Origin of the sequence: Nocardia sp. JMUB6875 (assembly GCF_041154655.1) — a bacterium.
GTDB lineage: Bacteria > Actinomycetota > Actinomycetes > Mycobacteriales > Mycobacteriaceae > Nocardia.
In genome coordinates this window covers 87980-113418 of sequence record NZ_BAAFGR010000003.1, presented here as the reverse complement: position 1 = coordinate 113418, position 25439 = coordinate 87980, and the positions used below count along the sequence as shown (strand labels likewise).

At 69.1% G+C, this 25439-nt stretch carries 31 protein-coding genes and 1 riboswitch; of the genes, 10 read left to right on the top strand and 21 right to left on the bottom strand.

Annotated features, from left to right (window positions below; all coding sequences use genetic code 11):
• The 8 genes from ACAM49_RS01760 to ACAM49_RS01725 form a co-directional block, all read right to left on the bottom strand.
• Positions 1 to 391, bottom strand: a 391-nt coding sequence (locus tag ACAM49_RS01760) for an SRPBCC domain-containing protein (protein WP_369633670.1), incomplete at its 3' end; no start/stop codon positions are given.
• A gap of 13 nt (positions 392 to 404) precedes the next feature.
• Positions 405 to 1772 carry a flavin monoamine oxidase family protein gene (locus ACAM49_RS01755; RefSeq protein ID WP_369633669.1) on the bottom strand — a complete coding sequence of 456 codons (1368 nt, stop codon included), beginning with the start codon at positions 1770 to 1772 and terminating at the stop codon, positions 405 to 407.
• Positions 1769 to 2701, bottom strand: a complete 933-nt coding sequence (locus ACAM49_RS01750) for a carbohydrate kinase family protein (RefSeq protein ID WP_369633668.1) — start codon at positions 2699 to 2701, stop codon at positions 1769 to 1771. The genes ACAM49_RS01755 and ACAM49_RS01750 overlap by 4 nt, the downstream gene beginning before the upstream one ends.
• Entirely contained in the window at positions 2701 to 3372 is a 672-nt protein-coding gene (locus ACAM49_RS01745; RefSeq protein ID WP_369633667.1) for a class II aldolase/adducin family protein, read from the bottom strand. Before ACAM49_RS01745 ends, ACAM49_RS01750 begins: the two co-directional genes overlap by 1 nt.
• Before the next feature lie 4 nt (positions 3373 to 3376).
• Positions 3377 to 4576 carry a sugar MFS transporter gene (locus ACAM49_RS01740; protein WP_369633666.1) on the bottom strand — a complete coding sequence of 400 codons (1200 nt, stop codon included), beginning with the start codon at positions 4574 to 4576 and terminating at the stop codon, positions 3377 to 3379.
• Positions 4577 to 4602: 26 nt separating this feature from the next.
• Complete coding sequence (locus tag ACAM49_RS01735; protein WP_369633665.1) at positions 4603 to 5091, bottom strand: hypothetical protein; 489 nt, start codon at positions 5089 to 5091, stop codon at positions 4603 to 4605.
• A gap of 139 nt (positions 5092 to 5230) precedes the next feature.
• Positions 5231 to 6247, bottom strand: coding sequence for an AraC family transcriptional regulator (locus tag ACAM49_RS01730; RefSeq protein WP_369633664.1), 1017 nt, complete (start codon positions 6245 to 6247; stop codon positions 5231 to 5233).
• Positions 6248 to 6345: 98 nt separating this feature from the next.
• The gene (locus ACAM49_RS01725) at positions 6346 to 7764 is read right to left on the bottom strand and encodes a serine/threonine-protein kinase (RefSeq protein WP_369633663.1); all 1419 of its coding nucleotides are present in this window, start codon (positions 7762 to 7764) and stop codon (positions 6346 to 6348) included.
• A gap of 224 nt (positions 7765 to 7988) precedes the next feature.
• Here ACAM49_RS01725 and ACAM49_RS01720 point away from each other — a divergent pair, with 224 nt between their 5' ends.
• Positions 7989 to 9260, top strand: a complete 1272-nt coding sequence (locus ACAM49_RS01720) for an MFS transporter (protein ID WP_369633662.1) — start codon at positions 7989 to 7991, stop codon at positions 9258 to 9260.
• Between the two features lie 9 nt (positions 9261 to 9269).
• Here ACAM49_RS01720 and ACAM49_RS01715 read toward each other — a convergent pair whose 3' ends face one another.
• Both ACAM49_RS01715 and ACAM49_RS01710 read right to left on the bottom strand, forming a co-directional pair.
• Positions 9270 to 10388: a HoxN/HupN/NixA family nickel/cobalt transporter gene (locus tag ACAM49_RS01715; protein WP_369633661.1), complete on the bottom strand. Its 1119-nt coding sequence runs from the start codon at positions 10386 to 10388 to the stop codon at positions 9270 to 9272.
• Between the two features lie 58 nt (positions 10389 to 10446).
• Positions 10447 to 10517: riboswitch (cobalamin riboswitch) on the bottom strand.
• 40 nt (positions 10518 to 10557) lie between these two features.
• Entirely contained in the window at positions 10558 to 10908 is a 351-nt protein-coding gene (locus tag ACAM49_RS01710; RefSeq protein ID WP_369633660.1) for a DoxX family protein, read from the bottom strand.
• A gap of 61 nt (positions 10909 to 10969) precedes the next feature.
• On the opposite strand from ACAM49_RS01710, the gene ACAM49_RS01705 reads away from it, so the two are divergent.
• Positions 10970 to 11878: a LysR family transcriptional regulator gene (locus ACAM49_RS01705; protein WP_369633659.1), complete on the top strand. Its 909-nt coding sequence runs from the start codon at positions 10970 to 10972 to the stop codon at positions 11876 to 11878.
• Between the two features lies 1 nt (position 11879).
• On the opposite strand, the gene ACAM49_RS01700 is transcribed toward ACAM49_RS01705, so the two are convergent.
• The 4 genes from ACAM49_RS01700 to ACAM49_RS01685 form a co-directional block, all read right to left on the bottom strand.
• Entirely contained in the window at positions 11880 to 12806 is a 927-nt protein-coding gene (locus ACAM49_RS01700) for an SGNH/GDSL hydrolase family protein (protein WP_369633658.1), read from the bottom strand.
• A gap of 51 nt (positions 12807 to 12857) precedes the next feature.
• On the bottom strand, positions 12858 to 13244 hold the full coding sequence (locus ACAM49_RS01695; RefSeq protein ID WP_369633657.1) for an avidin/streptavidin family protein: 387 nt from the start codon (positions 13242 to 13244) through the stop codon (positions 12858 to 12860).
• Between the two features lie 27 nt (positions 13245 to 13271).
• Entirely contained in the window at positions 13272 to 14102 is an 831-nt protein-coding gene (locus ACAM49_RS01690; protein ID WP_369633656.1) for an acyl-CoA thioesterase domain-containing protein, read from the bottom strand.
• 76 nt (positions 14103 to 14178) lie between these two features.
• A complete protein-coding gene (locus tag ACAM49_RS01685; protein WP_369633655.1) occupies positions 14179 to 15237 on the bottom strand; it encodes an AraC family transcriptional regulator in 1059 nt (352 codons plus the stop codon).
• 197 nt (positions 15238 to 15434) lie between these two features.
• Here ACAM49_RS01685 and ACAM49_RS01680 point away from each other — a divergent pair, with 197 nt between their 5' ends.
• On the top strand, positions 15435 to 15956 hold the full coding sequence (locus ACAM49_RS01680) for a hypothetical protein (RefSeq protein ID WP_369633654.1): 522 nt from the start codon (positions 15435 to 15437) through the stop codon (positions 15954 to 15956).
• 45 nt (positions 15957 to 16001) lie between these two features.
• On the opposite strand, the gene ACAM49_RS01675 is transcribed toward ACAM49_RS01680, so the two are convergent.
• Entirely contained in the window at positions 16002 to 16376 is a 375-nt protein-coding gene (locus tag ACAM49_RS01675) for a cupin domain-containing protein (RefSeq protein ID WP_369633653.1), read from the bottom strand.
• Positions 16377 to 16454: 78 nt separating this feature from the next.
• On the opposite strand from ACAM49_RS01675, the gene ACAM49_RS01670 reads away from it, so the two are divergent.
• Positions 16455 to 16901: a MarR family winged helix-turn-helix transcriptional regulator gene (locus tag ACAM49_RS01670; RefSeq protein WP_369633652.1), complete on the top strand. Its 447-nt coding sequence runs from the start codon at positions 16455 to 16457 to the stop codon at positions 16899 to 16901.
• 13 nt (positions 16902 to 16914) lie between these two features.
• A complete protein-coding gene (locus ACAM49_RS01665) occupies positions 16915 to 17712 on the top strand; it encodes an SMP-30/gluconolactonase/LRE family protein (protein WP_369633651.1) in 798 nt (265 codons plus the stop codon).
• Between the two features lie 15 nt (positions 17713 to 17727).
• On the opposite strand, the gene ACAM49_RS01660 is transcribed toward ACAM49_RS01665, so the two are convergent.
• Both ACAM49_RS01660 and ACAM49_RS01655 read right to left on the bottom strand, forming a co-directional pair.
• Positions 17728 to 18585, bottom strand: a complete 858-nt coding sequence (locus ACAM49_RS01660) for a GNAT family N-acetyltransferase (protein ID WP_369633650.1) — start codon at positions 18583 to 18585, stop codon at positions 17728 to 17730.
• Between the two features lie 27 nt (positions 18586 to 18612).
• A complete protein-coding gene (locus tag ACAM49_RS01655; protein ID WP_040805667.1) occupies positions 18613 to 19002 on the bottom strand; it encodes a VOC family protein in 390 nt (129 codons plus the stop codon).
• 131 nt (positions 19003 to 19133) lie between these two features.
• Between ACAM49_RS01655 and ACAM49_RS01650 the strand changes: the two genes are divergently transcribed.
• Both ACAM49_RS01650 and ACAM49_RS01645 read left to right on the top strand, forming a co-directional pair.
• Positions 19134 to 19448 carry a hypothetical protein gene (locus ACAM49_RS01650; RefSeq protein WP_369633649.1) on the top strand — a complete coding sequence of 105 codons (315 nt, stop codon included), beginning with the start codon at positions 19134 to 19136 and terminating at the stop codon, positions 19446 to 19448.
• A gap of 52 nt (positions 19449 to 19500) precedes the next feature.
• Positions 19501 to 20553 (top strand): crotonase/enoyl-CoA hydratase family protein, encoded by a 1053-nt coding sequence (locus ACAM49_RS01645; RefSeq protein WP_369633648.1) that lies wholly within the window; start codon positions 19501 to 19503, stop codon positions 20551 to 20553.
• Positions 20554 to 20569: 16 nt separating this feature from the next.
• Here ACAM49_RS01645 and ACAM49_RS01640 read toward each other — a convergent pair whose 3' ends face one another.
• Positions 20570 to 21034, bottom strand: coding sequence for a MarR family winged helix-turn-helix transcriptional regulator (locus tag ACAM49_RS01640; protein ID WP_369633647.1), 465 nt, complete (start codon positions 21032 to 21034; stop codon positions 20570 to 20572).
• A gap of 387 nt (positions 21035 to 21421) precedes the next feature.
• On the opposite strand from ACAM49_RS01640, the gene ACAM49_RS01635 reads away from it, so the two are divergent.
• Complete coding sequence (locus tag ACAM49_RS01635) at positions 21422 to 21727, top strand: excalibur calcium-binding domain-containing protein (protein WP_040805701.1); 306 nt, start codon at positions 21422 to 21424, stop codon at positions 21725 to 21727.
• A gap of 64 nt (positions 21728 to 21791) precedes the next feature.
• On the opposite strand, the gene ACAM49_RS01630 is transcribed toward ACAM49_RS01635, so the two are convergent.
• Positions 21792 to 22016 carry a DUF3618 domain-containing protein gene (locus tag ACAM49_RS01630; RefSeq protein WP_369633646.1) on the bottom strand — a complete coding sequence of 75 codons (225 nt, stop codon included), beginning with the start codon at positions 22014 to 22016 and terminating at the stop codon, positions 21792 to 21794.
• Between the two features lie 159 nt (positions 22017 to 22175).
• Between ACAM49_RS01630 and bcp the strand changes: the two genes are divergently transcribed.
• Complete coding sequence (bcp, locus tag ACAM49_RS01625) at positions 22176 to 22649, top strand: thioredoxin-dependent thiol peroxidase (protein WP_369633645.1); 474 nt, start codon at positions 22176 to 22178, stop codon at positions 22647 to 22649.
• Between the two features lie 76 nt (positions 22650 to 22725).
• On the opposite strand, the gene ACAM49_RS01620 is transcribed toward bcp, so the two are convergent.
• Positions 22726 to 24018, bottom strand: a complete 1293-nt coding sequence (locus ACAM49_RS01620; protein ID WP_369633644.1) for a hypothetical protein — start codon at positions 24016 to 24018, stop codon at positions 22726 to 22728.
• Between the two features lie 293 nt (positions 24019 to 24311).
• On the opposite strand from ACAM49_RS01620, the gene ACAM49_RS01615 reads away from it, so the two are divergent.
• The gene (locus ACAM49_RS01615) at positions 24312 to 24950 is read left to right on the top strand and encodes a TetR/AcrR family transcriptional regulator (RefSeq protein ID WP_245568517.1); all 639 of its coding nucleotides are present in this window, start codon (positions 24312 to 24314) and stop codon (positions 24948 to 24950) included.
• On the opposite strand, the gene ACAM49_RS01610 is transcribed toward ACAM49_RS01615, so the two are convergent.
• Positions 24951 to 25373, bottom strand: coding sequence for a holo-ACP synthase (locus ACAM49_RS01610; RefSeq protein ID WP_369633643.1), 423 nt, complete (start codon positions 25371 to 25373; stop codon positions 24951 to 24953). It abuts the gene before it with no gap.
• Between the last annotated feature and the right edge of the window lie 66 nt (positions 25374 to 25439).

Sequence of the window (25439 nt, the reverse complement as noted above, 5' to 3'; positions counted from 1 at the left end):
GTTGGACTATGCGGTGGAGGAGGTGGCCGAAGGGGGCGGGGGTGCTTTGGTAGCGGACGGCGTAGGTCATTTCGGTTCCGGCTTCGACCGGGCGGAATTCGAAGATGTTGGTCATTTCATGGAGGGGCGCGAAGCCGGTGCCGGTGTCCACGCGGCGGTGGAGGGGGTCGATTTCTCGGACTGTCCAGACGGAGCGGGTGGTCAGGGGGCCCAGGGTGCGGTTGCGTTCGGAGTAGGTTTTGCCTACCTCGGCGGGGCCGTGGTGGTCGGTTACCTCGAGGACGGCGGCTACCCATTCGGCGTAGCGGGCGGTATTGGAGATGACTTCCCAGACGCGGTCTACGGGGGCGGGGATGATCGCGCGTTCCGAGATTTCGAAATGGGCTGGCATGGGGGCTCTTTCGTCAGATCTGAGTGAGGACGGCGCGGGCGGTGTCGCGGCCGGAGCGGACCGCGCCGTCCATGAAGCCGTTCCAGTGGTCGGCGTGCTCGGCGCCCGCCCAGTGCACCAGGCCGAAGGGGGTGTCACGCCAGGAGCCGAGGGTGGACAGGACGCCGGGGCCCGGGACCGAGGTGGGGCCGCCCCGGGTCCATTCCTCTGCGGTCCAATCCATTTCGAAATAGTCGAGCGGGCGCAGCGCGTCCTTGCCGACGACCTTCGCGAACTGGCGCAGCACCGCGCCGCGGCGCTCCCGGGGCGGGCGGTGCGCCCACTTGCGCCACTCCGCGCCGCCGACAAAACCCATCAGGACACCGGGGCCGCCGTCGGGCGGGGTGTTGTCGAACATGGAGCAGACGGGGGAATCGGCGCGGAAGACGCCCTGGCCGTTGAGTCCGTCGGCGCGCCAGAACGGTTCCTTGTACACCGCTTCGCATTTCATCAAGGTGCCGAAGGCCAGGCGGGAGAACAGGGCATCCTGCTGCGGCGGCAGGAGTGGACGCCAGGCGATGCGGGCGGCGAGGGCGGGCGGGATGGCCACGATCACCCGGGACGCCCGGTAAATGCCGGAATCGGCGATCACCATCACTCCGTTGGCGTCCTGCTCGATCATTCGCACCGGGGAATCCAGCACCACCCGACCGTCGAGCTGCTCGGATAGGAGCTCCGAAATGCGTTGGGAGCCACCGACGAATCGGGATTCCTGCGCGCCGCCGGTGACGCCGATGCCGCGGTCGATGGTGCCGGGTGTGGTCTCGTTGCCGAAACCGGCGATGTACCAGAGGCTGAACAGCAGCGAGGCGTCGGCGGCGGACCCGCCGTAGGCCGAACCGAGGAAGACGTTCACCAGATCCAGCGCGCCGTCGGTGAGCGTGGTGCCGCGCAGCCAGCTCTCGAAGGTCATGCCGTCCCACTTGTGGGCGTGGTCGGCGCGCCAGGGCTTGTCGAGCGGGATGGTGCGGGCCAGGGTGTTGATGCGATGCATGGCGACGCCCAGATCCGGCAGCGCCAGCACGTCCGGTGGGATCTCGCCGGTGAATCGACGCGCGGAGTCACCGCGCACGTAGACGCTGGCGCCCTCGTTGTAGGCGGGGAAGGTCCGCACGCCGAGGTCGCGGGCCAGCCCGAGAATCTGATCCTGCGTGGGACCGACGAACTGGCCGCCCGCCTCGACCACCCGGCCGTCGCCGAGGTCGTGGTTCAATGTCCGGCCGCCGACACGCGAACGTGCCTCCAGGACAGTGACATTCAGCCCTGCGGCCACCAGTTCGCGGGCGGCGGTCAGACCCGCCAGCCCCGCGCCGACGACGATGACGTCCGTCTTCTCGCTCACAGCGTGGCGGTCCCTTCCGCGAAGGCGTCGGCGGCGGCCAGATCGAAGTCGCCGTGATCGCTGCCCAGCCCCTGCGCCACGAGTGCCGCTGCCGCGCAACCCAATACGGCGGCGGCACGCAGATCCCGGCCCAGGGCGATACCGCGCAGGAACCCCGCCGAGAACGCGTCACCGCACCCGGTGGTGTCCACGACGTCGGTGGCGAAGGCCGGTACCGCGAACGTCTCGGCGGCGGTGACCACCAGCGCGCCCTCGGCGCCACGCGTGGCCACCACGCAGCCGACGCCGCGGTCCACCAGTTCGCGGCAGCCCTGCTCGAGGGTGTCGGCGCCGGTGCAGCCGAGCACCTGATCGTCGTTGGGCAGCAGGTAATCCAGGTGCGGCAGCGCCGGGGCGATCCAGGCCAGCACGCCCGGATCGCCCGAGGCGAGCAGATCCGCCGACGTGACGACGCCCGCGGCGCGCGCGGGTTCGAGAATCCGCGCCGCGGCCTCCCCGCCGATCAGCTCCGGCCCGCCCAGATGCAGGTGGGTGGCGCGGGCGATCTCCTCGTGCGGGGCGTCGTCCGGCCCGTAGGTCAGGTTGGCCCCGGGCACGTGGAAGGCGGGGCGGCTGCCGTCCGGCCGGATGGGCAGCACCGATGCCGAGGTCTGCACTTCCTTGCGCCGCAACAGCAGCGAGGTGTCGATGCCGCGCGCGTCGAGCATGGCCAGCAGCAGGTCACCGATCGGGTCGGTGCCGATCGCGCCCGCGCAGCGCACGGCCGCACCGAGTTTCGCCAGCGTCAAAGCTGTGCCACCCGCGGTGCCCGCCGGGCTGAACCGGATCTGCTCGACCAGGGTCGCGCCCTGCCCCTCGGGGATCTGTTGCACCGGCCGCACCTGCACGTCGAATACGTGCGCTCCCAGGCAGATAATCGATTGCTCCACTACGTGTCCTGTTCTTCCAAACGATGGGTGGTGCCGTAGCCGCGGCGCAGCGCCGCCTCGATGACGGCCAGCTGCTGCTCCTCGCTCAGCGTGCGCACCGGCCCCGAAACCGTTGCCTTGCGGTAGATCTCGCACAGCCACTCCAGCAGCAGCGTGTTCTCCACCGCGTCGTCCAGGCTGGAGCCGAGGGCAACCGCACCGTGGTTGGCCATCAGCGCGGCCCGCTTGCCGTCCAGCGCGGCGAGCACGTGCGCGGCCAGTTCGGGGGTGCCGAAGGTGGCGAACGGCGCCACCCGGATCACGCCGCCGAGCAGCAACTGCTGATAGTGCAGGCACGGGATCTCATCCACGACCAGCGACAGCGCGGTGGACTCGACCGCGTGGGTGTGCACCACCGCGGCGGCATCGAAGCGCGCGTACACGCCCAGATGCAGTTCCAGCTCCGAGGTGGGCGCGAGCTCACCGGCGACCACCCGTCCGGCCGGATCCACGACGGTGACGTGCTCGGGTCCGGCCTCGGCGAGCCGGACCCCGGTCGCGGTCACCGCCACGTGCTCACCCACCGCGAGGCTCACATTGCCCGCCGTGCCGATCAGCAGCCCGGCCGCGGCCAGCTTCCGGGCCGCCGCGGCCACCGCCTCGCGCGCCTCGTCGAATTCCTTGTGCGACATCGGATCACCGCGCCCTTTCCGGTCGGCCGCCGACCGCGGCCGGGCGGCGGATCGCGTTCTCGTCTCCGTCATCATGGCGCAGCCGCCGCAGCGCGGGCGCCGCGACGAGCAGCACCACGGCCGGGATAGCGAACGCGTAGCCGAGCGCCGGACCGGCCGCGACCAATCCGAGCGCCACCGCACCCGCGACGGCTCCGGCGTAGTTGAACAGGTTGACCCGGGCGATCACCTCGTCACTCCGGTCGGGTCGCAACTCCCCCGCCGCACCGAACGCGATCGGCACCAGGATCCCGGTGCACACACCGGCGGCGGCGAACCCGGCGACCGCTCCGATCAATGTCGGAACGGCCGCGACGACACCGCATCCCGCCACCCCGATAGCCGTGGCCGCGGTGGCCAGCCGCGGGCGGCCGAAGCGCCGCACCGCCGGATCGACGGCGAGCCGGGCCAGGAACACCGCCGCCTGATAGGCGGCATACCCCAGCGGCGCGGCCGCGCTCGCGACCCGCAGACCATCGGCGAGATACACCGTGCCCCAGGCGGAAACCGCCGAATCGACGGTGAACGCCGCCAGCACCAGCAACCCGACAAACCAGATTCCGCTGCGCGGCAATGGATCTCGCCGCGCGGCGTCGTCATGGGGCCGATGCGCGGCCCGCGCCCGATCGAACACGCGGACACCGGCGCATGCGACGGCCAGCTGCACGGTCGCGGTCAGCAGCAGCGGCAGCCGCGACGAGGTGGTCGCGAGGCAGGCCGACACCAGCAACGCCCCACCCACCGCCGCGGCGGTATAGGAGGCGTACAACCGCCCGAACAGGGAAGTGCCGCTGCGCTTCTGCGCGAGCACGCCCTGCATATTGGACGCGGCGTCGACCATGCCCAGCCCGATTCCGTAGGCGGCCAGGGCGAGGACGAAGACGCCGAAGTCGGTGAGCCACGCGATCGCGCCCAGCGCGACGGCTTCCAGCACGAACCCCGAGCACAGCGCCTGCCGGCTGCCCCAGCGCACCGCCACCAGGTCGGCCAGCGCCGACCCCGCGGCCGCCGCGACGCACACACCCAGCAGCAACAGCGACACCGTCGCCTCGCTGATCCGCAGCCGCGTCTCGAGCTGCGGCAGCACGGTGACCAGCGTCGCGTACCCGAGCCCCTGAGCGCCGTAAGCGCCTGCCAGCCCGATGAATTCGGCGCGGTTGTTCACGTGACTCCCGATTTCGATCGCTCAGGTCAGGGCATGGCGGGCAGCGGCGCGCTGATCTCGCCCGCCGCGTGCAGGGTGGCGTAGGCCTGTCCGAGCGCGGCCAGCCCGGCCGGAACACCGACGATGACACCGCCGAGGATCGGGCCGACCGCCGCGCCGATCCCCAGCCCGGGGATGCAGCCGCCGATCATGCCGACGACGGCCCCGATCGCGCAGCCCGCGACCAGTCCGACCACACCGCCGGCCATGGTGCCCACGGTGGCGGCCAGCATGAATTCGTTCCCGGCCTGGTTCAGCGCATTGTTGATATCGGTCTGGGCGTCGATGGGCGTCGCGGTCGGGATCGGCGAAACCGCGTCGGCCACAGGCAGAACGAGGGCGGCGGGCGCGGCCGGGGCGGGGGCCGGATCGGCGGCCGCGGGCGCGGCATTGGCCGTCGCGGCCTCCGCGCCGAGCGTGATCAGGGCCGCGGTGGCGACCGCCAGGGTCATCCGGGTACGTGCAGTGTTCCGCATGGTGGATCCTTCGCGATTCTTCGCCGCCTGGCAGGGTGACCAGCGGCTGGCCAGAAATCTAAGGCCGGGTGAACGCGGTCACATCCGCCGGCCGCACGCTGACCGCGCATGCCCCGCACTGGCCGGAAATCCCCCCTCGCTAGCCCGCCAGCCGTTCGGCGCTGGGCGGGTGTCCCGTCCAGCGGATGTAGGCGCGCCGGAAATCCCGGATATCGCTGTAGCCGACCTCGCGCGCGACGAGCGCGACCGGCAGCGTCGATTCCCGCAGCAGCAGGATCGCGTGCCGCTGCCGCACCCGATCCCGGATCGTGCTGAAACTCTGCTCGGCCACGGCCAATTGACGCCGCAGGGTGCGTTCGGACATGTGGAGATGAGCGGCGACATCGGCCGCCGACAGCGGACGGCGCAGATCCTGTTCGAGCACGGCCTCGACCGCGGCCACGACATCGGACTCCCGGCGATCCGCGCCCAGCAGTCGGCGGCACGCGTCGACGGCGAGCGCCCGGGTGGGTTCGTGATGGGTCGGGAAGGCGATATCGAGCACGCTCGCGGGGAAGAAGGCGCGGTCGGCGTCGGCGGAGAATTCCACCCGGCAGCGCAGGAACCGCGCGTACTCGGCGGCGTAGGACGGGGGCGGGTAGGTCAGCTCCACCCGGGACGGCGACCAGTTCGGACCGGCGACCGTGCGCGCGAAAACCATGACGGTGGACAGGGCCTCCTCGATGAGGAACCGGCGCAGCTCGGGCTCGGGCCGCCGCTCCCGGAAGCGCAATGCGACCTCGTCGCCGAAGTATTCGAGATCCACGTCGACGAGGCTGCCCGAGGCCAGATGCAGATCCAGCGCCACCGACACCGCGTCGCCCAGCGTGGCGCAGGAGCGCATGGCGACCCCGAGCATCCCCATCGACAGCAGCATGTCCCGGCCGCCGACCAGCATGCCGAGGGGCTTCCCGGGCAGCTCCCGCACGGCCCGCCGCAGCACGGTCGCGGCCTGGCGGAACGACACCTTGCCCGGGTCGGGGGCCAGCATGTGCGCGGCCTCGAGCCCGGTGCCGACGAACCACGCGTCGACCCCGGCCCCTTCCCGCCGGCCGATCTCCACGATCCCGCTCAGGACGGTGGGCGGGATGATCGGCATATCGATACGGGCGTTCACGGGATCCGATCCCCGCGCGCCCTCAAGCTGGTCACGTGACCAATACTAGGCGGTGCCGGGGCTGGCCTGCCGGTTTCCGGCAGAAATCTCGCGAAGGTCTAGCGCGGGGACAGGCCTTCGAGGGCCGCCTTGGCGGGGGCATAGCCGGCGCGGGCGGATCTGCTGTAGACGCGCTTCGCGGCTTCCGTGCGCCCCAGGGATTTCCACTGATCGCCCAGCGCCTTCAGGGCGACCATGTCACCGTCCCGTTCCACCTCGCGGTAGAGGCGTTCGGCCTTGTCGTCCTCACCCCGGGCCTCGTGAACCGTTGCCAGGTGGACCTTTCCGAGAACGTGGCCATGGTCGACGTAGCGGCGGTACCAGTAGGCGGCCTGGTCGAGATCGCCCGCCTTCATACACATGTGCCCCAGAGTGAGCATCGAGAGCGTCTCACCGCTCTCGGCAGCCTGCCGATACCAGCGTTCGGCCTCGGTACGGGCGCCCCGGTTTTCGAGCAGTCGCGCCAGGAAGGACATGGACAGGGCGTCCTCCATCGCGGCGGCCTTGCGGAGTAGTCGTTCGGCCTCGCCGATATCACCGCGCTTCTGGTGATCGCGGGCGCGGGCCAGCAGCTGGCCGACCTCGCGACGCTTCCGGCCGGACACCGATGGTCGCGAATTCCCGGCGGGTGCTTGCGATTTCGATGCCAACGCCGGTGTCGTCCGGGCCGTGAGCAGTGCCATCGCCTCCGGAATGGAGGGCCGTCGCTCCGGCTGTTTGTCCATCAATTCGGTGATGAGCCGCCCGAGTTGCCCGGCGTGCGCGGGCGGGCGGGCCGCACCGAACAGCACCGCCTTCATGGTTCCGTGAATGGTGTCGCGGCGGAACGGCGAGAAGCCCTCTACCGCGTGATAGAGCGTGACGCCGAGGGAGTACATGTCCCCGGCCGGTGTGTCGTCGCCGTCGATGCGTTCGGGCGCCATGTATTCGAACGAGCCGATCAGCGTCTCCTTGGCGGTCAGCGTGTGATCGGAATGATGGCGGGCGGTGCCGAAATCGGTGAGCAGGACCTCGCCGTCGGGGGCGAGCAGGATATTGCCCGGCTTGACATCGCGGTGGACCACACCGGCCTCGTGGGCGGCCCGCAGCGCAAGCAACATCGCGGCGGCGATGGTCGTGGCCTCCGCGGCGGGCACCGGTCCGTCGCTGTCGATTCGCTGCTTCAGGGATCGGCCCGGCACCAGGCGCATGACGATCCAGGGCGTCACGCCGTCGGTGACGACATCGAGGACGCTGACGATGTTCGGATGGTCGCGCAGCCGGGTGGCATTGCGCGCCTCGCGTTCCGCTCGCGCGACCCGCTCGGCGTGCTCGGCGCCCGATTCGACCTGCGGGAGCAGCACTTCCTTCACCGCGACATCGACCCGCGACCGCTCGTCGCGCGCCTTCCAGACGGTCCCGAACCCGCCGGTACCCAGCTTCTCGATCAACCGGTACCGCCCGGCGAGCACCCATCCCGGTCGTCCCAGCGCCGACATGAAGGCCCCCAGCAGTTCTGTGCCCCAGCAACATTCGGAACCCCTCAACCGTACTCGAAGCCCATCGTGGCGCGCATCACGGGGCGACCCGTTGCATATACCCCCTAGGGGTATTAAATTTCTGCGGGTAGACGGAAACCGGACCGGAGAGGAGTGGGCGATGTGCGAATGCCGATGTCCGACCAGCAGCCGACCGACCCACCTACTTCGAGGAAGTGATTCCGATGGTTCCCGCCCCTACTCCCAACTCGCTCTTCCGTAATCGCGACTATCTGCGGCTGTTCGCCGCCCAGGTATCGGGTTTGTTCGGCACCGGCCTGACCACCGTCGCGCTGGGGTTGCTCGCCTACGACCTGGCCGGTGGTGGCGCGGCCGCGGTGCTCGGAACCGCGCTCACCATCAAGATGCTGGTCTATGTGACGGTCGCGCCGGTGGTGGCGGCGTACGCCGGGCGGCTGCCGCGGCGGACATTCCTGACCTCATTGCATCTGGTGCGCGGCGCGGTGGTGCTGGCGCTGCCGTTCATCGATCAGATCTGGCAGATCTACGTGCTGATCGCGGTGCTCCAGACCGCTTCCGCCGCATACACACCCACGTATCAGGCCGTGATCCCCGACATCCTCCCGGACGAGAAGCAGTACACCCGCGCACTGTCGGCCGCGCAGCTGGCGGCGACCATGGAGACGCTGCTGAGCCCGATGCTGGCGGCCGCGGCGCTGACGGTGATGAGCTTCCACTGGCTGTTCGTCGGGACCGCGATCGGCTTCGGGGTGTCGGCCCTGCTGGTCGTCGCCACCCGGATTCCGAACGCGAATGTCGCACAGGGTGACTCGTTCCGGGAGCGGATCACGGTGGGCGTGCGCATCTTCGCCGCCACGCCCCGGCTGCGCGGGTTGCTCGGGCTGAATCTGGTGGTCGCGGCCGCCGGGTCGGTGGTCATGGTGAATACCGTCAACTACGTGCGGGACACCCTCGGCGGGAACCAGTCGGGCGTGGCAATGCTGCTGGCCGCCAATGGCTTCGGCACCATGCTGGTGGCGCTGACCCTCCCCCGGGTGCTCGATCGCGCCGGCGCCCGCCCGGTGATGCTGGCCGGTGCGGCGACCCTGCTGAGCGGCTTGGGCGCGGCAATCGCACTGTCGCTGGCGGATTCGGGTGACTGGCGGTGGAGTGCGGCCATCGCGGTGTGGGCGCTCACCGGCGCGGGCACCGCCGCCATCCTGACGCCCACCGGGCAGGTGCTGCGGCAGTCGTCGCAACCGGCTGAGCGGCCCGCCCTCTTCGCGGCCCAGTTCTCGCTCTCGCACCTGGCCTGGCTGGTGACCTACCCGATCACCGGATGGCTCACCACCACAGCCGGTTTCACCACCACCTGGGTGGTCCTGGCCGGGTTCGCGGCGATCGGCATCACGGTGGCGGTGCGGGTGTGGCCGCGGCGCGAACCGGCGACGGTCACCCCGCTGCCCGCCGCCCGCGGCCTGGCCGCCGCGGCATGAGAAATCGAATCAGTCGGAAGGCGCTGAAGCCCAGCGCTTTTCGACGTTCGCCCAGCGCCAGTAGGCGACGGCGATGATCCAGGCCAGCACGAACAGGCCGACGATGCCGAATCCCACATTGTTCAAATCGATCCCGGCGATCCAGTCGGTGACCGGATTGACGAAGTCGGCGTCGTCGTGCAGCACGGTGATCAATTCGATCGAGCCGACCACCAGCGCCACCGCGATCGACAGCGCCGTGATGGTGAGGTTGTAGTAGATCTTGCGGATCGGCTCGGAGAAGGCCCAGTCGTAGGCGACGTTCATGAACAGCCCGTCGAGGGTGTCCATCAGGCTCATGCCCGCCGCGAACAGCAAGGGCAGCACCACGATCGCGTACCAGGGCAGTCCGGCGGCCGCGCCGGAACCGGCCAGGGCGAGCAGGGCCACCTCGGTGGCGGTGTCGAAGCCCAGACCGAACAGGATGCCCACCGGGTAGACCTGCGCCGGGCGGCGGACCGCCCGCATCACCGGGCCGAGCATCCGGGCCAGCACGCCGCGGGCCTGCAGCGCGGCCTCGAGTTCCGCGGCGTCGAACTCGCCGCGCCGGCTCCGCTGGAACACCCGCCAGATCCCGATCAGCGCAACCACATTGATCAGGCCGATCAGATACAGGAACGATCCGGAGGCGACCGTGGACACCGTGCCCAGGGTCTTGCGGGCCGTCGAATCGTCGTCGAACAGCACGCCGACCACGCGGGCCCCCGCCACCACCAGCGCCGCCAGCACGAAGACGATGGTCGCGTGCCCCATGGCGAACCAGAAGCCGACGGACTTGGGCCGCTGCCCGTCGGTCATCAGCTTGCGGGTGGTGTTGTCGATGGCCGCGATGTGGTCGGCGTCGAAGGCGTGGCGCAGGCCGAACGCGTAGGCGGTGAAACCCAGTCCGACGCCGAACACCTGGGAGCCGAGCTGATAGCTGTGCGGCGCGACCGCCCCGAACAGCAGCCCGAAGGCCACGATGTGGATCAGCGCGACCACACCGAGCAGCACCCCGGCCTCGATCCAGTCCCGGCGCGTCCAGTCGTGCAGGACATGCCGCAGCCGGCGGGACGGTACGGCGGAGGCCGGACGGGGATCGATCGACATGCTCGCGAGACCTTCTCGGGGAACCCGCGTCCCCGCGCGTAGGAATGCGACGAGGCAGGGTCTGACTCCCGACCGCCGTGGCGGACCGAATACAGTGGCGCGACCGTCCCGGAATCACACCGGGTTCCCGACATCGTCACAAGATGTTCGCCCGACTATACAGAGCCCGCTACCGCACCACCGCCAGCGCCAGCGCGCCCACGGCGACGGCGAAGTACGCGCCGGGAAAGGCGATGTTGCGGAAGACGCGCTCGCGGACGTGGACGATCAGGGCGAGAGCGAAGTAGAGGGTCAGGCCCAGCGCGGCGGCGATGCCGAGCGGCCGCCAGCCCGCCAGGCCCGCCACCAGACCGAGCGCGGCCGCGCCCTTGAGGATTCCGGCGAGCGGGACCAGGGAGTGCGGGAACCGTACAGCGGCGGAATTGGCGAGCACGAAATCGGCGCGGGCGAGATCGGCGACGGCCATCGCGCCGTTCATGACGATCGCGATCACGGTGACGGCCAGGTAGGTGATGAACATGTATTCGACCCTGGTTCAGCGGAGTTCGCACGTCCAATACCTGCATCTATAACCTGATGGCATGGATGTGGACACGCGGTTGCTGCGGTACTTCGCCGCGGTGGCGGAGGAGGGCAATCTCAGCCGCGCCGCCGCGCGCCTGTTCGTCTCGCAACCCGCGCTGACCAAGCAGATCAAGCAGCTCGAGGCCCAGCTCGGGGTCGAACTGTTCACCCGCTCCAAAGCCGGTATGGCACTGACCGATCCGGGCCGGGCACTGGCCGAGCGGGTGCCGGGCGTGCTGGGCAGCTGGGACGCGGCGCTGACCGAGACCCGGGGCGCGGCGAGCCGGGCGGCGCGGGTGCTGCGGGTCGGGTACGTGGCCAGCGCGGCCAATGAGGCCACCCAGCTCATCATCGCGGAGTTCGCGCGGCGTCGGCCGCAGTGGCGGGTGGAGATGCGGCAGGCCGCGGAATGGTCGGATCCGACCGCGGGGCTGGTCGCGGGCGAGGTCGATATCGCCCTGCTGCGCTTGCCCTTTCCCGGCCAGGAGCGGTTGCGGGTGGAGTGGCTGCTGACCGAGCCGCGCTGCGTCGCGCTGCCCGCCGCGCACCCGCTGGCCGACCGCGAGATGATCGCGTTCCGCGAGCTGTGGGACGAGCCGTTCATCGCGGCCCCGCCGGAAACCGGTGCGTGGCGCGACTTCTGGCTGGCCGCCGACGAACGCGAGGGGCATCCGGTGCGGATCGGCGCGGTCACCGACCGCACCGACGACTGGCTGATCGCCATCGCCAACGGCTACGGGATCGCGCTCGCGCCGGAATCCTCGGCGCGCTTCTTCGCCAAGCCCGGCATCGTGTACCGCCCGGTCAGCGGGGTCAGCCCGACCCGGGTCGGCGTCGTCTGGCGGCCCGCCGCGGACACCGACCCGGTGGTTCAGGACTTCGTGCACAGCTGCCTCGAACACCGCGAGGCCGCCGAGCCGAGCTGAATCAGAGCGTGGCGATCATCTGCTTGGCGGTCGCGGCGTGGCTGTACTGGTTCGGATGGAATTGCGCGCCTTCGCCATTGTCGACGGAGGTGCCGTTGACCCAGCGGTCCGGAATCGCCTCGCACGCGTCGTGGCCGTTGGACAGCTCATAGGTGCTGAAGTACTCGGTGCCGCTCTGCGACTTCAGCATGGTGTTGAGCCCGCCGACGACGGTGTCCCGCGCCCAGTCGACATCGCCGGGCAGCACCGGCTGGCGGCCCGCGCACAGCGCCGCGTTGTCGGGCAGGATGTGCGGGTAGCCGACCAGCACGATGCGGGCGTGCGGGGCGCGAGTCCGGATGTCGGACACCAGTTTCGCGACCTTCGCCGACACCTGGGAGAACCGGTTCGGCATATCGGCGTCGTACTTGTTCTTGCAGCCCAGCAGCAGTTCCGCACTGCCGCTGGTGCTTCCGGTGCCCAGCGCCTGCAGCGCCGCACTGCCCGTGCCCGATCCGGTGCCCAGCGTCCCCGCCGTCACGCAGTCCTTCACGATCGCCCCGAAGCCGATGTCATTGCCGCCGACGCCGAGGGTGACCAGCGCCGTGTCGGCGGTGACGGCCGAGAGCTGCCCGCTGGTCACCGTATCGGTGGTCGCCCCGCCGCAGGTCACGTCGGTCAGGCTGTAACCGCGCGCGGCCGCGAACAGGTGGGCGTAGTTGCGATCGGACCGCGAGCAGGTCTTGTCGAGAATGTTGGAGATCCCGACACCGGCCGCGTACGAATCCCCCAGCGCCACATACTTGCCGCTGTCGGCGCTCGCGGCGGGCAGGCCGACGAGCGTTGCGGCGGCGGCGATCGCGATTATGGAAAGGCAGTGCTTCAGTTTCACGATATGGGTGTCCTCGTCGAGCGCTGGGGCGAATCGCCACAGACGGTACGAGATCACCTACTGCCCGGTAGGCGAAGATGCCGAATCGTGATATTGCGACCGCGGCGGTCACTCCGCCCTGGTGAAGGTGTCGCTGTTGGTGAGCACCGCGTGCGCCCAGGGCAGCGTCAGCAGTTCCGGCTCGGCGCCGGGACGCGGGGGTTTGATCGCCTGATCCGAGACGACATGCCAGGCGGCATGCAGGTCGCCGTCCCGGAGCAGGCCGGTGAAGGAGCAGACACTCGGAATGGAACCCGGTGCGACGAACGAGAATTGGGCGCACGGGCCGGTGTGCAGGCCGATGATCGGAACCTCGTTGCCCGCGAAGGAGCTGTCGGACAACGCGGTTTCGAACGTTCCGGTCAGCCGGCCGCCGGTGTCGTCGGTGATGGTGAGGCGGGAACCGTACTCGTTCCGCCACAGACCCTTCCAATCGATCTTCGATGCGGTATCCATGGTTCCCGCATACCCATTTCGCGCGGGTCAGTGCGCGCTGGGCTCCGAAAAGCCTCGGGAGGCGGCGAATTCCGCCATGTCCACGCGGCGGATCGAATTGGACAGGGCGCTGATGGTGCTGGTGCCCAGCGGGCCGCCGCGGTCGTAGAGGACGGCCGTGGCCACGGCGATGCCGTTGGCGGCGATCCGGTCCTGGGCGACGATGCCGAGTTCGCGGGTCTCGGGCAGGCGCGAAAGGGTCAGGCTGACATCGGAATTGATGTAGTTGATCCCCGTGGTGCCCCAGTTGCTGACCAGATTGGTGACGTCACTGACGAACGCGACGCATTCGAAGGGGGTGATGGCCAGGCCCTCGATCAAGGTCGGCATGTTGTGCCAGGCCGCTTTCCGGTACGGGTTGACGCCGGAGGCGAAATCGTGGGTCCAGTCGTCGGTGCCGGACTTGAACAGCGGCGGGTTGCCGTACGGCCCATCCAGCGACCGCTCGGGAATGGGCAGGTACCGGTCGGGCTGCCAGATCTCGCCCGCGGGCTCCTCGGTGGCGGCCAGGTAGTGCACGCTGGCGCGGGCCCGAACCTCGCCCTGCTGCACGATCGAGGCATCGGCCACGCGAATGCGATTGCCGTCCCGGATGACCGAACTCCGCAGCTCGATCGGCTCGTTGAGGACCGGCCGGAACATGTCCGCGCTGAACCGAGCCGGGATGAACCCGCTCCCGGGACTGTGGGTCTCGAGCTGGTGCGCCAGCAGGCCGCACACGGCCGTACCCGCCAATTGCCCCGTGGACCAGGCACTGACGGCCATCGGCGACGCGATGTAGCGGCCGTTCTCCTCGGTGAAGAACGCGAACGCGACCATGCTGCCTCCCCTAGCGGTTGATCTTCCTACCAAATTAGAACACGTGCCAGAAACCGGCGGGGAAGTCGGACCGGGCTCAGGCGTGCCGGTGGCGGTATTCCTGTGGGGTGCGGCCGGTCCAGCGACGGAAGGCGCGGATGAAGGAGGCGGCGTCGGCGTAGCCGAGCCGGGCAGCCAGTTGGTCGCAGGACAGATCGGTGTGGGTGAGCAGTTCCTCGGCGAGCAGGCGGCGGACCTCGTCCTGCAGGGCGCGGAAGGTGGTGCCCTCCTCGGCGAGGCGACGGGTGAGGGTGCGGGGGCTCAGACACAGTTCCGCGGCCACCGCGGTGTGGCCGGGCAGGGCGACGGGGTTGCGGGCCAGCAGGTTTCGGACCGCCCCGGCGGTTCCGGTGCGGGCTCGGCGGCGGTCCAGCAGATCGCGGCAGAGCTGTTCGCAGCCGGCGCGGGTCCAATCGTCGGCCTGCGGCAGCGGGAAATCCAGGAAGGCGGAGGCGAAGTGGATCGCGTCCTCACCGGCGTCGAAAAGCGGTTCCACACCGAAGATTTCGCGGTAGCGGGAGGTATCGCCGGGTGCCGAGTGCCGGAAGGTGACCCGGGTCGCGGGGACTCCGGCGGAGAACAGTTCACGGCCGATGGTCTGAATGCCGGACAGGATGCGCTCGGCCAGAAAGGGCCGCACGTCCATGGGCACCTCGGCGCCGTCGAAGACCAGCTTGCTCTGCTCCGCCCCCTCGACGAAGGTGAGCCGACCGAAGACGAAGGCCAGATCCAGGTAGCGCAACGCGACCTCGATGACCTGACGCAGGGTGCCGCTCGACAGCAGCGCCAGACCCCACGGCCCGTACAGCGCGATGTGATAGTTCCGGCCCGCCTCCGCGCCCAGACCGGGCTCGGCGCCGAAGCGCGCGAGCAGGTTCCGGATCACGGTGACCTCCTGGCGAGCGGTGACCGTCGCATCGGTATCGCGCACCGCCTCGGCGGTGAGGGCGCTGCCCGCCAGCGCCCGCGCCGCGGACATGCCGCGCTCCTCGGCCAGCCGCACGAGTACATGCACGCTGGCGGTGCCGCGCACCAGGTCCCAGTCGAACATGTGCACATCGTGCTCGACCGGACCGGCCGGGACAATCACCGCCACGGCCTGTCCCGGGCGGCCAAGAAATGTGCAGCTTCCGCCACCGGATCCGAAGACTCAGCCGTCCCGCGCCGACCGGCCACGGCCGTGGCCCCGATCACAGTACTGACGATGCGAATTCGCTATTACTCTCGCTTTGCGCGCATGGCTCGGATAGCCGAAAGACCCCATCCCGTGAACCTCACGAAAGGTGGCTCGTCATGATCACTTCCGGAAAGGCCGCGCTCGCGACCGCCACGCTCACCTTCGCCGCACTCGCCGCACCGCTCGCCCTGGCCGCACCGGCCCAGGCGGACCCGCTGTCCGGCACGTGCAGTGGCGGGCAGATCTCGTTCAATACCAATCCCATCGGCCTGTCCACGTCGCCGGTCAAGGCCGCGGTCACCGGCAACCTGTCCGGCTGCCAGGGCACGCCCTCCTCGGCAGGCACCGTGAAGGCCGATTTCGCCGGCACCGGTAGCTGTTTCGACGTGAACGGCACCGTCGACGGCGTCATTGCCTGGGCCGACGGACAGCGGAGTACCTTCTCCGGCCCGTACGACGTGCCCGGCGGTGCGGGCGCGCCGAAGACCAACACCGTCGCCATCACCGGCGGACCCGGTGCGGGACAACAGCTCACGGTCTCCCAGGCCGCGCTCAACGGCGCATCCCTGGTCGGCCCGTGCCTGAGCGACAGCGCAGACAACGCGTCGGTCGCCATTACCAGCGCGCAATTCGGCTGAGCGTCGGGCCGATTCGGCCGAACATCGGGCAACCGGGCACGGTCGTCAGTTCACCCAGGGCGGGCTGATGACCGTGCCGTCGGGGAGTTCACCGCTGAAACCGACCGGGGCGTTGACGAGAACCTCGGCCGGGCCATCGGACGGATTGTCGAGGCGGATGACCGATCCGGCCGGGGCGAGGGCCGCGTCGCCGGGCGACAGCTCGGCCGATTCGCCATCGATGGTCATGGTGATGCCGCCCGCGAGGACGACGAAGGCCTCCTCGCGCAGCACCCGGTGCGCGACACCGTCGGTGCGGGGCGAGACCTCGAGCCGCCACAGGCACAGTTCCTTGCTGCCGGTGCTGGGACGGACCAGGGGGAAGAAGCGGGAGCCGTGCATTTCGTGGGGTTGGACGTCGGCGGCGTGGATGACGGGCATTGCGATCTCCTTAGTCAAGCTGCTTGACCAATATGGTCAAGCTTGTTGACCAATCTGTCAAGTGCCAAGATTCCAGGCATGCCCGGATACGCACAGGACCTGCCGATGCTGCTGCTCGCGGCCGCCGCGGAGGTGACCGACGCCATCCACGACGGCTGTGTGGCGGCCGGATTCACCGATATCCGCCCCAGCCACGGCTTCGCCTTCGTGCGCATGGCGCCCAACGGCGCGACGGTCGGCGAGATCGCCGAGCATCTGGGCGTGACCAAGCAGGCCGCCAGCCAGCTGGTCGAGGAGCTGGTCAAAAAGGGCTACGCGCAACGCAATCCGCATCCCGGGGACGCCCGGGCCAAAATCGTCACCCTCACCGATCGCGGCTGGGCCTGCACCCGTGCCGCCGACGCCGCGGCAGCACACTTCACCCAGCGGTGGGGCGCTACGCTCGGACCCGGGGCGACCTTCGAATTGCGCAACGCTCTCGCGCGCGTGGTCACCCCCGGCCGGGTGCGGCCGTCATCCTGGTAGCGGAGGGGGACCTATGCTCACCGAGTTGTACTCCACACCCGGGCTGCTCGAAGCGCCGCTGGTGGAAGCCGATGGCGGTGTTGCCTTCTCGAATGTGACCGGTGGCGGTGTGTTCCGATTCCGGGACGGCACAACCGAATCCGTCGTCGCTTCCCGGCGCGGGATCGGCGGCTTGGCGGCCCATGCCGACGGCGGGTTGATCATGACCGGACGCGACCTGGCGTACACGGGTCCGGCCGGGCAGCGCACGGTCCTGACGGTCGAGGGCGCCACCGGGCTCAACGACATCACCACCGGACCCGACGGGTCGCTGTACGTGGGCGTCCTGCGGCACCGACCCCAGCAGGGCGAAACCGCCGGGCCCAGTGAAGTCCTGAGGATCGATCCCACCGGAACCGTCAGCGAGGCCGCCAACGGCATCGCCTGGCCCAATGGGCTCGGCTTCTCCCCCGACGACACGACGCTCTACGTCAGCGAATACGCGCGAGCCCGAGTACTGGCGATACGCGACGGGGAGACAAGGGTTTTCGCCACCGCGCCGCGCGGCGAGTGCGACGGTCTCGCGGTCGATGCCGAGGGCGGAGTCTGGGTCGCACTCGGAAGCGGCGGGGCCATCGCACGATTCGGCCCCGACGGCGCGCTCGACACCCTGCTCGAAATCCCGGACGGCGGGTTCGTCTCCTCCCTCGCCTTCGATGACACCACCCTGTACATCACCACGATCGGCCGCCTGCTGCGAACGACCACGAAAATCTCCGGTCTTCCCTTGCCCGCCAGCACAATCCCCGCCGGATCGCCCTTGCGGTGGTGACGTGGGCCGGTCGGCTCAACCGAGTTCGAGCGTCGTCACCCCGAAGATCCGGTCGGCGCGATATTCCCGGACCGGGCCGGTGTACATGCGGGCCGTTTCGAAGCTGGGCTTCAGGCCCGCCTCCTCCATCAGCCGCACCGCCGCCTCGTTGTTCAGCGGAACATCCACTGCCAGCGGCATTCCCGCCGCATGCGCCGCGAGTGCGGCCAGGAGTTGGCGTCCGTCGGCGGGGGTGTCGGCGAACAAAGGGCCGACGCGCAGCGAATCGCGGGCCGGGCGCAGGGTGGTGTAGCCGGTGACGGTGCCGTCGACGATGCGGGCGAAGGTTCGGTGGCCGGGTTCGTTCAGCCAGGCGGTGAGGAAGTCCGGGCGGTCGGCCGGGTGGCAGGCGGAGTCGTAGGGGTGCAGGACGGCGAAATCCGTTGGCGAGAGGGCGGTTACGGTGTTATCCGGGAGCGGAAGCCGCGGTACACCGGTGAATCGCGCACTGTTGTAGGCGAGTTCGAAACCGCTGCGCCGATAGTTGTCCTGCTGGTCCGGCACCCCGTCGAGCCCGACCACCCGGTCCCCGGCATGCTTCATCCCGGCTTCCCACGTGGCCAGCCCGAATCCGCGCCCGCGCAGGTCCTTTCGCACGAGATAGAAACCCAGGAAGGCGAATTCGTCGCCGTAGTTGACCACCGACACCGCGGTGGCGGGCTCCCCGTTGACCCGCCCGAGGAAGAACCCGTCGGGATCCTGCGCGAAGAACGCGGTGACGTCCCGCGCCCCCGGATTCCACCCCTCGGCGGCGGCCCACCCCACCACGGTGGCCCATTCCGCCGGTGTGGCGCGGGCAATGACCAGATCATCGATACGCACGGCATCCGGCATGCAGCCACGGTAGCCGCAAAAGCTCTGCTATTCCCGCAGATTCAGGCAGATGGGGTGACCCTCGGGGTCGAGCACGATGCCCCACGGCAACTGATTGTCCCAATCGGGATTGAGGCCGGGCTGAAACTCGGGGATGGTCGCACCCAGGGAGACGGCAAGATCGGTGGCCTGATCGATATCGGCGACATTCAGGTCCACATGCACCCGCTTGGGCTGCGCCGGATTATCGGGCCAGGGCGCAGCGGTATGCCCCTCTACGAACCCGAAGCACATGACCGACTTCCCATCGGTGATCAGCGCATATCCATCCTCGGCGTGCATGATTCGCCAATCCAGCAGAGCGCTGTAGAACTCGGCCAGCCGCAACGGATCGGCGGAGTCGATGGTGACGCAACTGAGCGCGATCGGCGCGGTCACGGCGCATCCTTTCAATTGGGCAGAGTCTTTCGATCGGGGTGGAACGACCATCGAACTGCCCGGAAACCATAACCCGGCACTCGGGTAGGGTCGGGCAAAGACATTGCCGACTACCTGCGGGTTGGGAGTTCATGGCCGACTACGCGCACTCCGATCATGCGAGCCGCAGCCGGGAAGAGAAGGCCCGGCGGCTGGCGGCGTACGCATGGGCGCGCGGGATCAGTGGCGATGAACTGCTCGAGCTGCCCGCTGCCCAGCGGCGGAAGCTGGCGCGGGCGGCGGAGACGAACCCGCCCAGCACCGAGGAGACCTGGCAGGTCGTGGCGCGGTTGCTGAGCGACAAGGACGCGTGGGCGGCACGGCATCCCGAGCATCCGGCGGCCCGGCGTGAGGCGCTGGACGAGAAGATCCTGTGGGTGAAGCCGCCGGTCAAACCGTGGGAGTAGCCGACCGCGCGGACTCTTGACAGCAAGAAATGAACGGGGGTTCACTGCTTGGGTGTCCCCCGATTACGAGAACCACTCCGGAACGCGCCCGGCCGCCTGGCGCGACGATCTGACCGGCGGTGACGACTCGCTGTTCGCGGGCCGTCCGGAACCGGTGAACGAATACACCGCGCGCACACTGACCTACGAGGTGACCGGGCGGATCGCGCGCATCACCTTCAATCGGCCCGAGCGCGGAAATGCCATCACCGTCGACACCCCGGTCGAACTGGCGGCGGCCGTCGAGCGGGCGGATCTGGATCCGCGGGTGCACGTCATCGTGGTGAGCGGGCGCGGCAAGGGGTTCTGCGGCGGGTACGACTTGTCGGTCTTCGCCGAGGGTGCGGATTCCTGGGCGGGCGGCTCACAGTCCGCCGAGGGCACTGCGATCTCCACCGAGGGCACGGTGCTCGATCCGGCCGTCCAGGCGCGCAACCACAATCCCTGGGGCACTTGGGATCCCATGGTCGACTACGCCATGATGTCGCGCTTCAACCGCGGTTTCGCCAGCCTGCTGCACGCCAACAAGCCGACCGTGGCCAAGGTGCACGGCTTCGCCATCGCGGGCGGCACCGATATCGCGCTGTTCGCCGACCAGATCATCTGCGCCGCCGACGCCCGTTTCGGCTACCCGCCCACCCGCACCTGGGGCATTCCGGCCGCGGGCATGTGGGCGCACCGCGTCGGCGACCAGCGCGCCAAACGACTGCTGTTCACCGGCGACAGCCTCAGCGGCAAGCAGGCCGAGGAATGGGGACTGGCCATCGAGGCCCCCGCACCCGAGGATCTGGACGCCCGCACCGAGGAACTGCTGGAACGCATCTCGCGCGTCCCGATCAACCAGCTGGTCATGGCCAAGCTGGCCCTCAACAGCGCGTTGCTCAACCAGGGCGTCCTCAACTCCGGCATGATCAGCACCGTCTTCGACGGCATCTCCCGCCACACCCGCGAGGGCTACGCCTTCCAGTTGCGCTCGGCCACCGCCGGTTTCCGCGAGGCGGTCCGCGAACGCGACGAACCCTTCGGGGACTGGAAGCGCGCGCAGTTCGACCGGCCCAAGGACTAGCCGACCGGCGCGAGAATCAGCCGATGCCCTCCACGTCGGTGCGCTCGACCTCCGTGACGACGCGGTCGGCGAGGGAGCGGAGGGCGGCGGCTTCGGCGGGGGTCATGTCGTCGATGAAGAGGCGGCGGACCAGTTCGACATGGTTGGGGGCCGCGGCCTCGAGGGCGGCGCGACCGGCATCGGTCAGCCGCACCTCGCGGCCGCGGGCGTCATCGACGGCCTGGCAGCGATCGACCAGGCCGCGCGCGGCCATTCGCGAAAGGTGTTTGGACAGGCGGCTCTTGTCCCAGCAGATCTCCGCGCCCAATTCCTTGGCGCGCATCTGACCATCGGCCGCCGACAGCGCCACCAGGACCTCGAAGTCGGACATCGACAGCCCGTCCTTGGCCAATCCGCCGGCCATCGCGGATTCCAGCCGCTGCCGCATGCGGATGAAGGACTGCCAGGTCGTCTGTTCCTCGTCGGTCAGCCAGCGCGTCATGGCATCCATAGTATCGACGGTTAGTTGACACGGACACCATGAGATATCACAGGAACCTCATGGCGAATCGGGGCGGTCCTCGGAGTGCACACTGTCGTACAGTGTTGACGGTTCGATTTGCGTAGTTCTGGCGGAAATCATCAATGCCGGAAGGCATTTCCACACAGGACGAATGAGACATATTCCGGCAGTGGAGGTTCCGGCATTCGGGGCAAATCCCCTAATCCACCTGGATGGATAGCCCATCCGGTTGACAATGCAACGTTGCGCCAGAACACTCGACGCCGAGCCCGGACCGGTCACCGCGCCGTGACCGCTGCGGCGGCGGTGGCAATCCGCGCCGAACCGGGCCAGTTACGACCCTATTGCGCCGACATTGAGGAATACATGAACGTTCGCCGGCTTCTCGTCACCGCCAGCGTCGCGGGCCTGACGACCATCGCAGCCCAGACCGCCGTCGCCTACGCCGACGTCCCCACCGGTTCCTCGGGCACCGGTTCGTCCGCCATCGACACCGGCTCCGCCGCGACCGGTTCCGCCGGGCTGACCCAGACCGGCTCCGCCGGTGGGCCGGTCTACCAGAACTGCGACCAGGCTCGCGCCGCCGGCGTGGCTCCGCTCTTCCGCGGGCAGCCGGGCTACAGCCCGCACCTCGACCCGGATGGGACGGGCATGGCTTGCCCGACCGTCTAGATCCCGAAGCCAAATGTGGCCCGGTCCTTTCGGACCGGGCCACATGGCGTTCAAGCGCTTCGGCTCAGCGACGCACGATCTTCAGGACCACCAGGCCCACGATGAGGGCGCCCGCGCCGATGAGGCTGTACTTGATCTTGGGCTCGTTGACCTTCGCCACGAACGACTGCTTGGCGTTGTCGGCCAGCCGCTGGGGGTCGGCGCGGACCGCGAGTTCGTCGAGGGTGCTTGCGAGCCGGTTGCGGGCGGCCTCGATCTCGCGCTCGATCGCCTCGGTGTCTCTCGCCACGTCACACTCCTGTCTGGATAGCCGCGCTGGGCGGCGTTGTCGTCTCGGGGCCGGTCGCACGGCGACTCCCGCATCGAGACGACGCGGAGAGCGGGCGAGCCGACCTGCTCAGGAGTGTATCGCCAACACCGGCTCGAGCCCGTCGACTAGCGTGGCGGCATGACCGAGAATCACCGACTCAGTCCCGGCGACACCGCCCCCGACTTCACCTTGCCCGACGCCGACGGCAAGGACGTCTCGCTGTCGGACTACCGCGGCCGCAAGGTGATCGTCTACTTCTACCCGGCCGCCAGCACCCCCGGCTGCACCAAGCAGGCCTGCGATTTCCGCGACAACCTGGCCGAACTCGAGGGCGCGGGCATCGAGGTCGTGGGCATCTCCCCCGACAAGCCCGCCAAGCTCGCCAAGTTCCGGGACAACGAGAAGCTGACCTTCCCGCTGCTGTCCGACCCGGACAAGGAAGTGCTGACCGCGTACGGCGCCTTCGGCGAGAAGATGATGTACGGCAAGAAGGTCACCGGCGTCATCCGCTCCACCTTCCTGGTCGACGAGAACGGCAAGATCGAGGTCGCCCAGTACAACGTGAAGGCCACCGGCCACGTGGCGAAGCTGCGCCGCGACCTGTCGGTCTGAGTTCGGAAACGCGGAATCCCGGCCCTTTCGGGGCCGGGATTCCGGCAAGTTGTTCGGGACGACCGCTCGCGAAGCCTTACACCTTCGGCATCATCTGCGCGGCCCACTGGAGCATCATGCGCCAGTGGTTGTCCCACCAATTGGCGAATTCGGGGCTGCCTAACGGGGGCGGTGCGAGTTCGCCCGGGAACAGGCCGCCTTCGGAGGGTGACCCGACCGCGTGGGTGGGGGCCGGGATGATTGACTCCGGATTCGAGGCGACCTCCGGCTCGGGCTGAGCCTTGATGAGCGGACGCGGATGCCCGCCGGACTTCTCCGAATGCGGTCCCCAGTTGAGGGTGGCCGGGTCGATGGTCACCATATCGCCGGGCAGCAACTCGGGGGCCGGCTGCTGTTCGGAATTCGGGGCGACCGCGTCGGTCGGAGTGACCATGCCGGGCGTCCCGTCCAGCATGCCCCCGGCCGAACCGGTATCGGGCGCGGGCGCCGACGGATCCCCGACCTGGTGCTCGCCCGCGTTGTGCGCGTCGGCGGACACCCGCGAGTCGATGAGCATGGGCTGCGGCACCTTCTTCGAATCACTGCCCGCCGCATAGACTCCGCCCGCCACCAGGCCGCCCGCCAGCACACTGGCCGCCGCGAACAGCGCCGCGGTGCCGCGCGCCCGGCGAATCCGCTCGGCCGCCTCCCCCGCGAACTCGGCCTCCGGCAGCGCCGCCAGCGCCGCGCCGATGGCGGGTGCGACGGCGGCGACCCCGCACGGAATGACGGGCGCGCCGAACCCGGACTCCAGCGCCGCCACCACCGCGGGTTCGGTTGCGGCCGAACCGATCAGCACCACCGCGTCCGGCTTCACCCCGGCCGCGTCGAACTGGTCCCACGCCGCCGTGACGGCGGTGCGCATGCTCTCCTCGCCGGCCGCGCCGCCGCTCAGCGTCACCGCGGCCAGCACCCGCCCGCGATCCGGCGAGATGAGCGAGAACGCCTGGAACCCGGGCACCACCTCGCAGATGGCCAGATCCTCGAATTCGTCCACCCAGGTCATGGCCCGCGCCACCGCGAGGTGCGCGGCCTTGGCCGACACCAGCGAGGAGTCGTGCCACGGCCCCGCGGCCAGCTTGGTCACGATGGCCCGCCGCTCGGCCGCATCGCGATAGGCGACGGCCGCACCGAGAATCTCCCGATCCGCGCCGATCCGGTCGGCGACGTCCTCCATCACCGCCTCCACCGCGACGGCCAAGTCGGCCTTCGTATCTCCGGTGATCGGCAGGACACGCTCGAGCACCACGCGCTCGGTCAGTTTGTCTCCGTCATCGGCCAGAGCCACCGCGCGGACGGTGCCGCGTTCGGTGGCGACGCCGATGGTCACCGCGGAACGAATAGGGGCAGAAGCAACCACAATCAGCCTTCCAACGTCGTCATCCTGGCTATGAATACGAGGGCGAAGAATTCCCGAGACCCCGCAGCTGAGACGCAGCTGCGATGGGTGTTCGGCGCCGAAGGCGGCTCGGATGGGTGAGATCGGATGACACACGAAGTACCGCAGCGTGTCATGCGCGTGTCGCTACCCGTAGGCTGTTCAGCGTGGAAGCACGCACGGGAGCCAGGTCGACGCGACGACCGGACCCTGCGTTGGAGCTGCAGGACGACCCACAGGAGCTGATGCCCCGTCGCCGCCCGACGCAGGAACGATCAAAACGCAAGTTCGACGCCCTGTTGCAGGCTTCCCGGGAATTACTCGTCGAGGTCGGGTTCGAATCGTTCACCTGCGAAGAGGTCGCGGCCCGCGCCGAGGTGCCGATCGGCACCCTCTACCAGTTCTTCGCCAACAAGTACGTCATCGTCTGCGAGCTGAATCGCCAAGACCTGGTGGCGGTTTCGCAGGAGCTGGCCGATTTCCACGGCGAGATCCCGTCCATGGACTGGCTGCGGCACATGACCCAGCTGGTGGATCACCTGGCGGATCTGTGGATGACCGACCCGTCGCGCCGCGAGGTGTGGCTGGCTATGCAGTCCACCCCCTCGACTCGGGCGACCGGCGCCATCCACGAGAAGGAATTCGCCGAGGCGGTCGCGCAGATGCTGCGCCCGCTCATGCCGCGCACCCCCCGCGGCCGCCGCTCGATGATGGCGCAGGTGCTGGTGCACGTCGTGTATTCGATGCTGAATTTCTCGGTGCAGGACGGCCTCGCGCACGAGGACGCGGTCGCCGAGCTCAAGCGCCTCATGGTGGCGTATCTGCTGATCGCGGAAAAGGAATCGCGCTCCGGCGGGCAGCGCACGACCTTCGATCCGGAGTAGCTAGTCGCGGATCAGGTCCGCTAGTTCGCCCGGATCCTCCAGCACCACCATCGCGGCCGCCGTATCGCCATCGTGGGTGAGCGACAGGTGAACTCGCACCCTGGGCAGGAATTCCGCTGCCAGCCCGTGCAATTTGATGCTGGGCCGTCCCCAGGCGTCATTGACGACCTCGATCAACGGGTACGGGTTGTCCCCGATCTGCGGGCTGCGTGCGAAGCGAGATGACGCCCACGCCTTGATGACCGCCTCCTTCGCCGCCCAGCGGATGGCGTAGCTGCGCGCCGGATCGGTGCCCTTGCTCTGGCAGTAACGCCGCTCTCCGGCGGTGAAACTCTCCCGGAGCATGGTGGTTCCGGTGCGTTCCATTTGCTCGGCGAACTCGGAGATGGTGACCAAGTCCAGGCCGATACCCAGGATCGTCACAGTGTGGGACTCCTAGTCTGGTCGTTGACATGGAACGGCGGACTCGCGCCGTGCACTCATCTAGAG

Bases quoted from the DNA above. Each gene is read 5' to 3' on its own strand.
- ACAM49_RS01705 (WP_369633659.1), top strand. From the start codon at position 10,970: ATGGATGTGGACACGCGGTTGCTGCGGTACTTCGCCGCGGTGGCGGAG.
- ACAM49_RS01715 (WP_369633661.1), bottom strand. From the start codon at position 10,388: ATGTCGATCGATCCCCGTCCGGCCTCCGCCGTACCGTCCCGCCGGCTG.
- ACAM49_RS01615 (WP_245568517.1), top strand. From the start codon at position 24,312: ATGCCCCGTCGCCGCCCGACGCAGGAACGATCAAAACGCAAGTTCGAC.
- ACAM49_RS01665 (WP_369633651.1), top strand. From the start codon at position 16,915: ATGCTCACCGAGTTGTACTCCACACCCGGGCTGCTCGAAGCGCCGCTG.
- bcp (WP_369633645.1), top strand. From the start codon at position 22,176: ATGACCGAGAATCACCGACTCAGTCCCGGCGACACCGCCCCCGACTTC.
- ACAM49_RS01660 (WP_369633650.1), bottom strand. From the start codon at position 18,585: ATGCCGGATGCCGTGCGTATCGATGATCTGGTCATTGCCCGCGCCACA.
- ACAM49_RS01670 (WP_369633652.1), top strand. From the start codon at position 16,455: ATGCCCGGATACGCACAGGACCTGCCGATGCTGCTGCTCGCGGCCGCC.
- ACAM49_RS01710 (WP_369633660.1), bottom strand. From the start codon at position 10,908: ATGTTCATCACCTACCTGGCCGTCACCGTGATCGCGATCGTCATGAAC.
- ACAM49_RS01650 (WP_369633649.1), top strand. From the start codon at position 19,134: ATGGCCGACTACGCGCACTCCGATCATGCGAGCCGCAGCCGGGAAGAG.
- ACAM49_RS01725 (WP_369633663.1), bottom strand. From the start codon at position 7,764: ATGTCGGCGCTGGGACGACCGGGATGGGTGCTCGCCGGGCGGTACCGG.
- ACAM49_RS01635 (WP_040805701.1), top strand. From the start codon at position 21,422: ATGAACGTTCGCCGGCTTCTCGTCACCGCCAGCGTCGCGGGCCTGACG.
- ACAM49_RS01695 (WP_369633657.1), bottom strand. From the start codon at position 13,244: ATGGATACCGCATCGAAGATCGATTGGAAGGGTCTGTGGCGGAACGAG.
- ACAM49_RS01720 (WP_369633662.1), top strand. From the start codon at position 7,989: ATGGTTCCCGCCCCTACTCCCAACTCGCTCTTCCGTAATCGCGACTAT.
- ACAM49_RS01735 (WP_369633665.1), bottom strand. From the start codon at position 5,091: ATGCGGAACACTGCACGTACCCGGATGACCCTGGCGGTCGCCACCGCG.
- ACAM49_RS01675 (WP_369633653.1), bottom strand. From the start codon at position 16,376: ATGCCCGTCATCCACGCCGCCGACGTCCAACCCCACGAAATGCACGGC.
- ACAM49_RS01640 (WP_369633647.1), bottom strand. From the start codon at position 21,034: ATGACGCGCTGGCTGACCGACGAGGAACAGACGACCTGGCAGTCCTTC.
- ACAM49_RS01690 (WP_369633656.1), bottom strand. From the start codon at position 14,102: ATGGTCGCGTTCGCGTTCTTCACCGAGGAGAACGGCCGCTACATCGCG.
- ACAM49_RS01745 (WP_369633667.1), bottom strand. From the start codon at position 3,372: ATGTCGCACAAGGAATTCGACGAGGCGCGCGAGGCGGTGGCCGCGGCG.
- ACAM49_RS01680 (WP_369633654.1), top strand. From the start codon at position 15,435: ATGATCACTTCCGGAAAGGCCGCGCTCGCGACCGCCACGCTCACCTTC.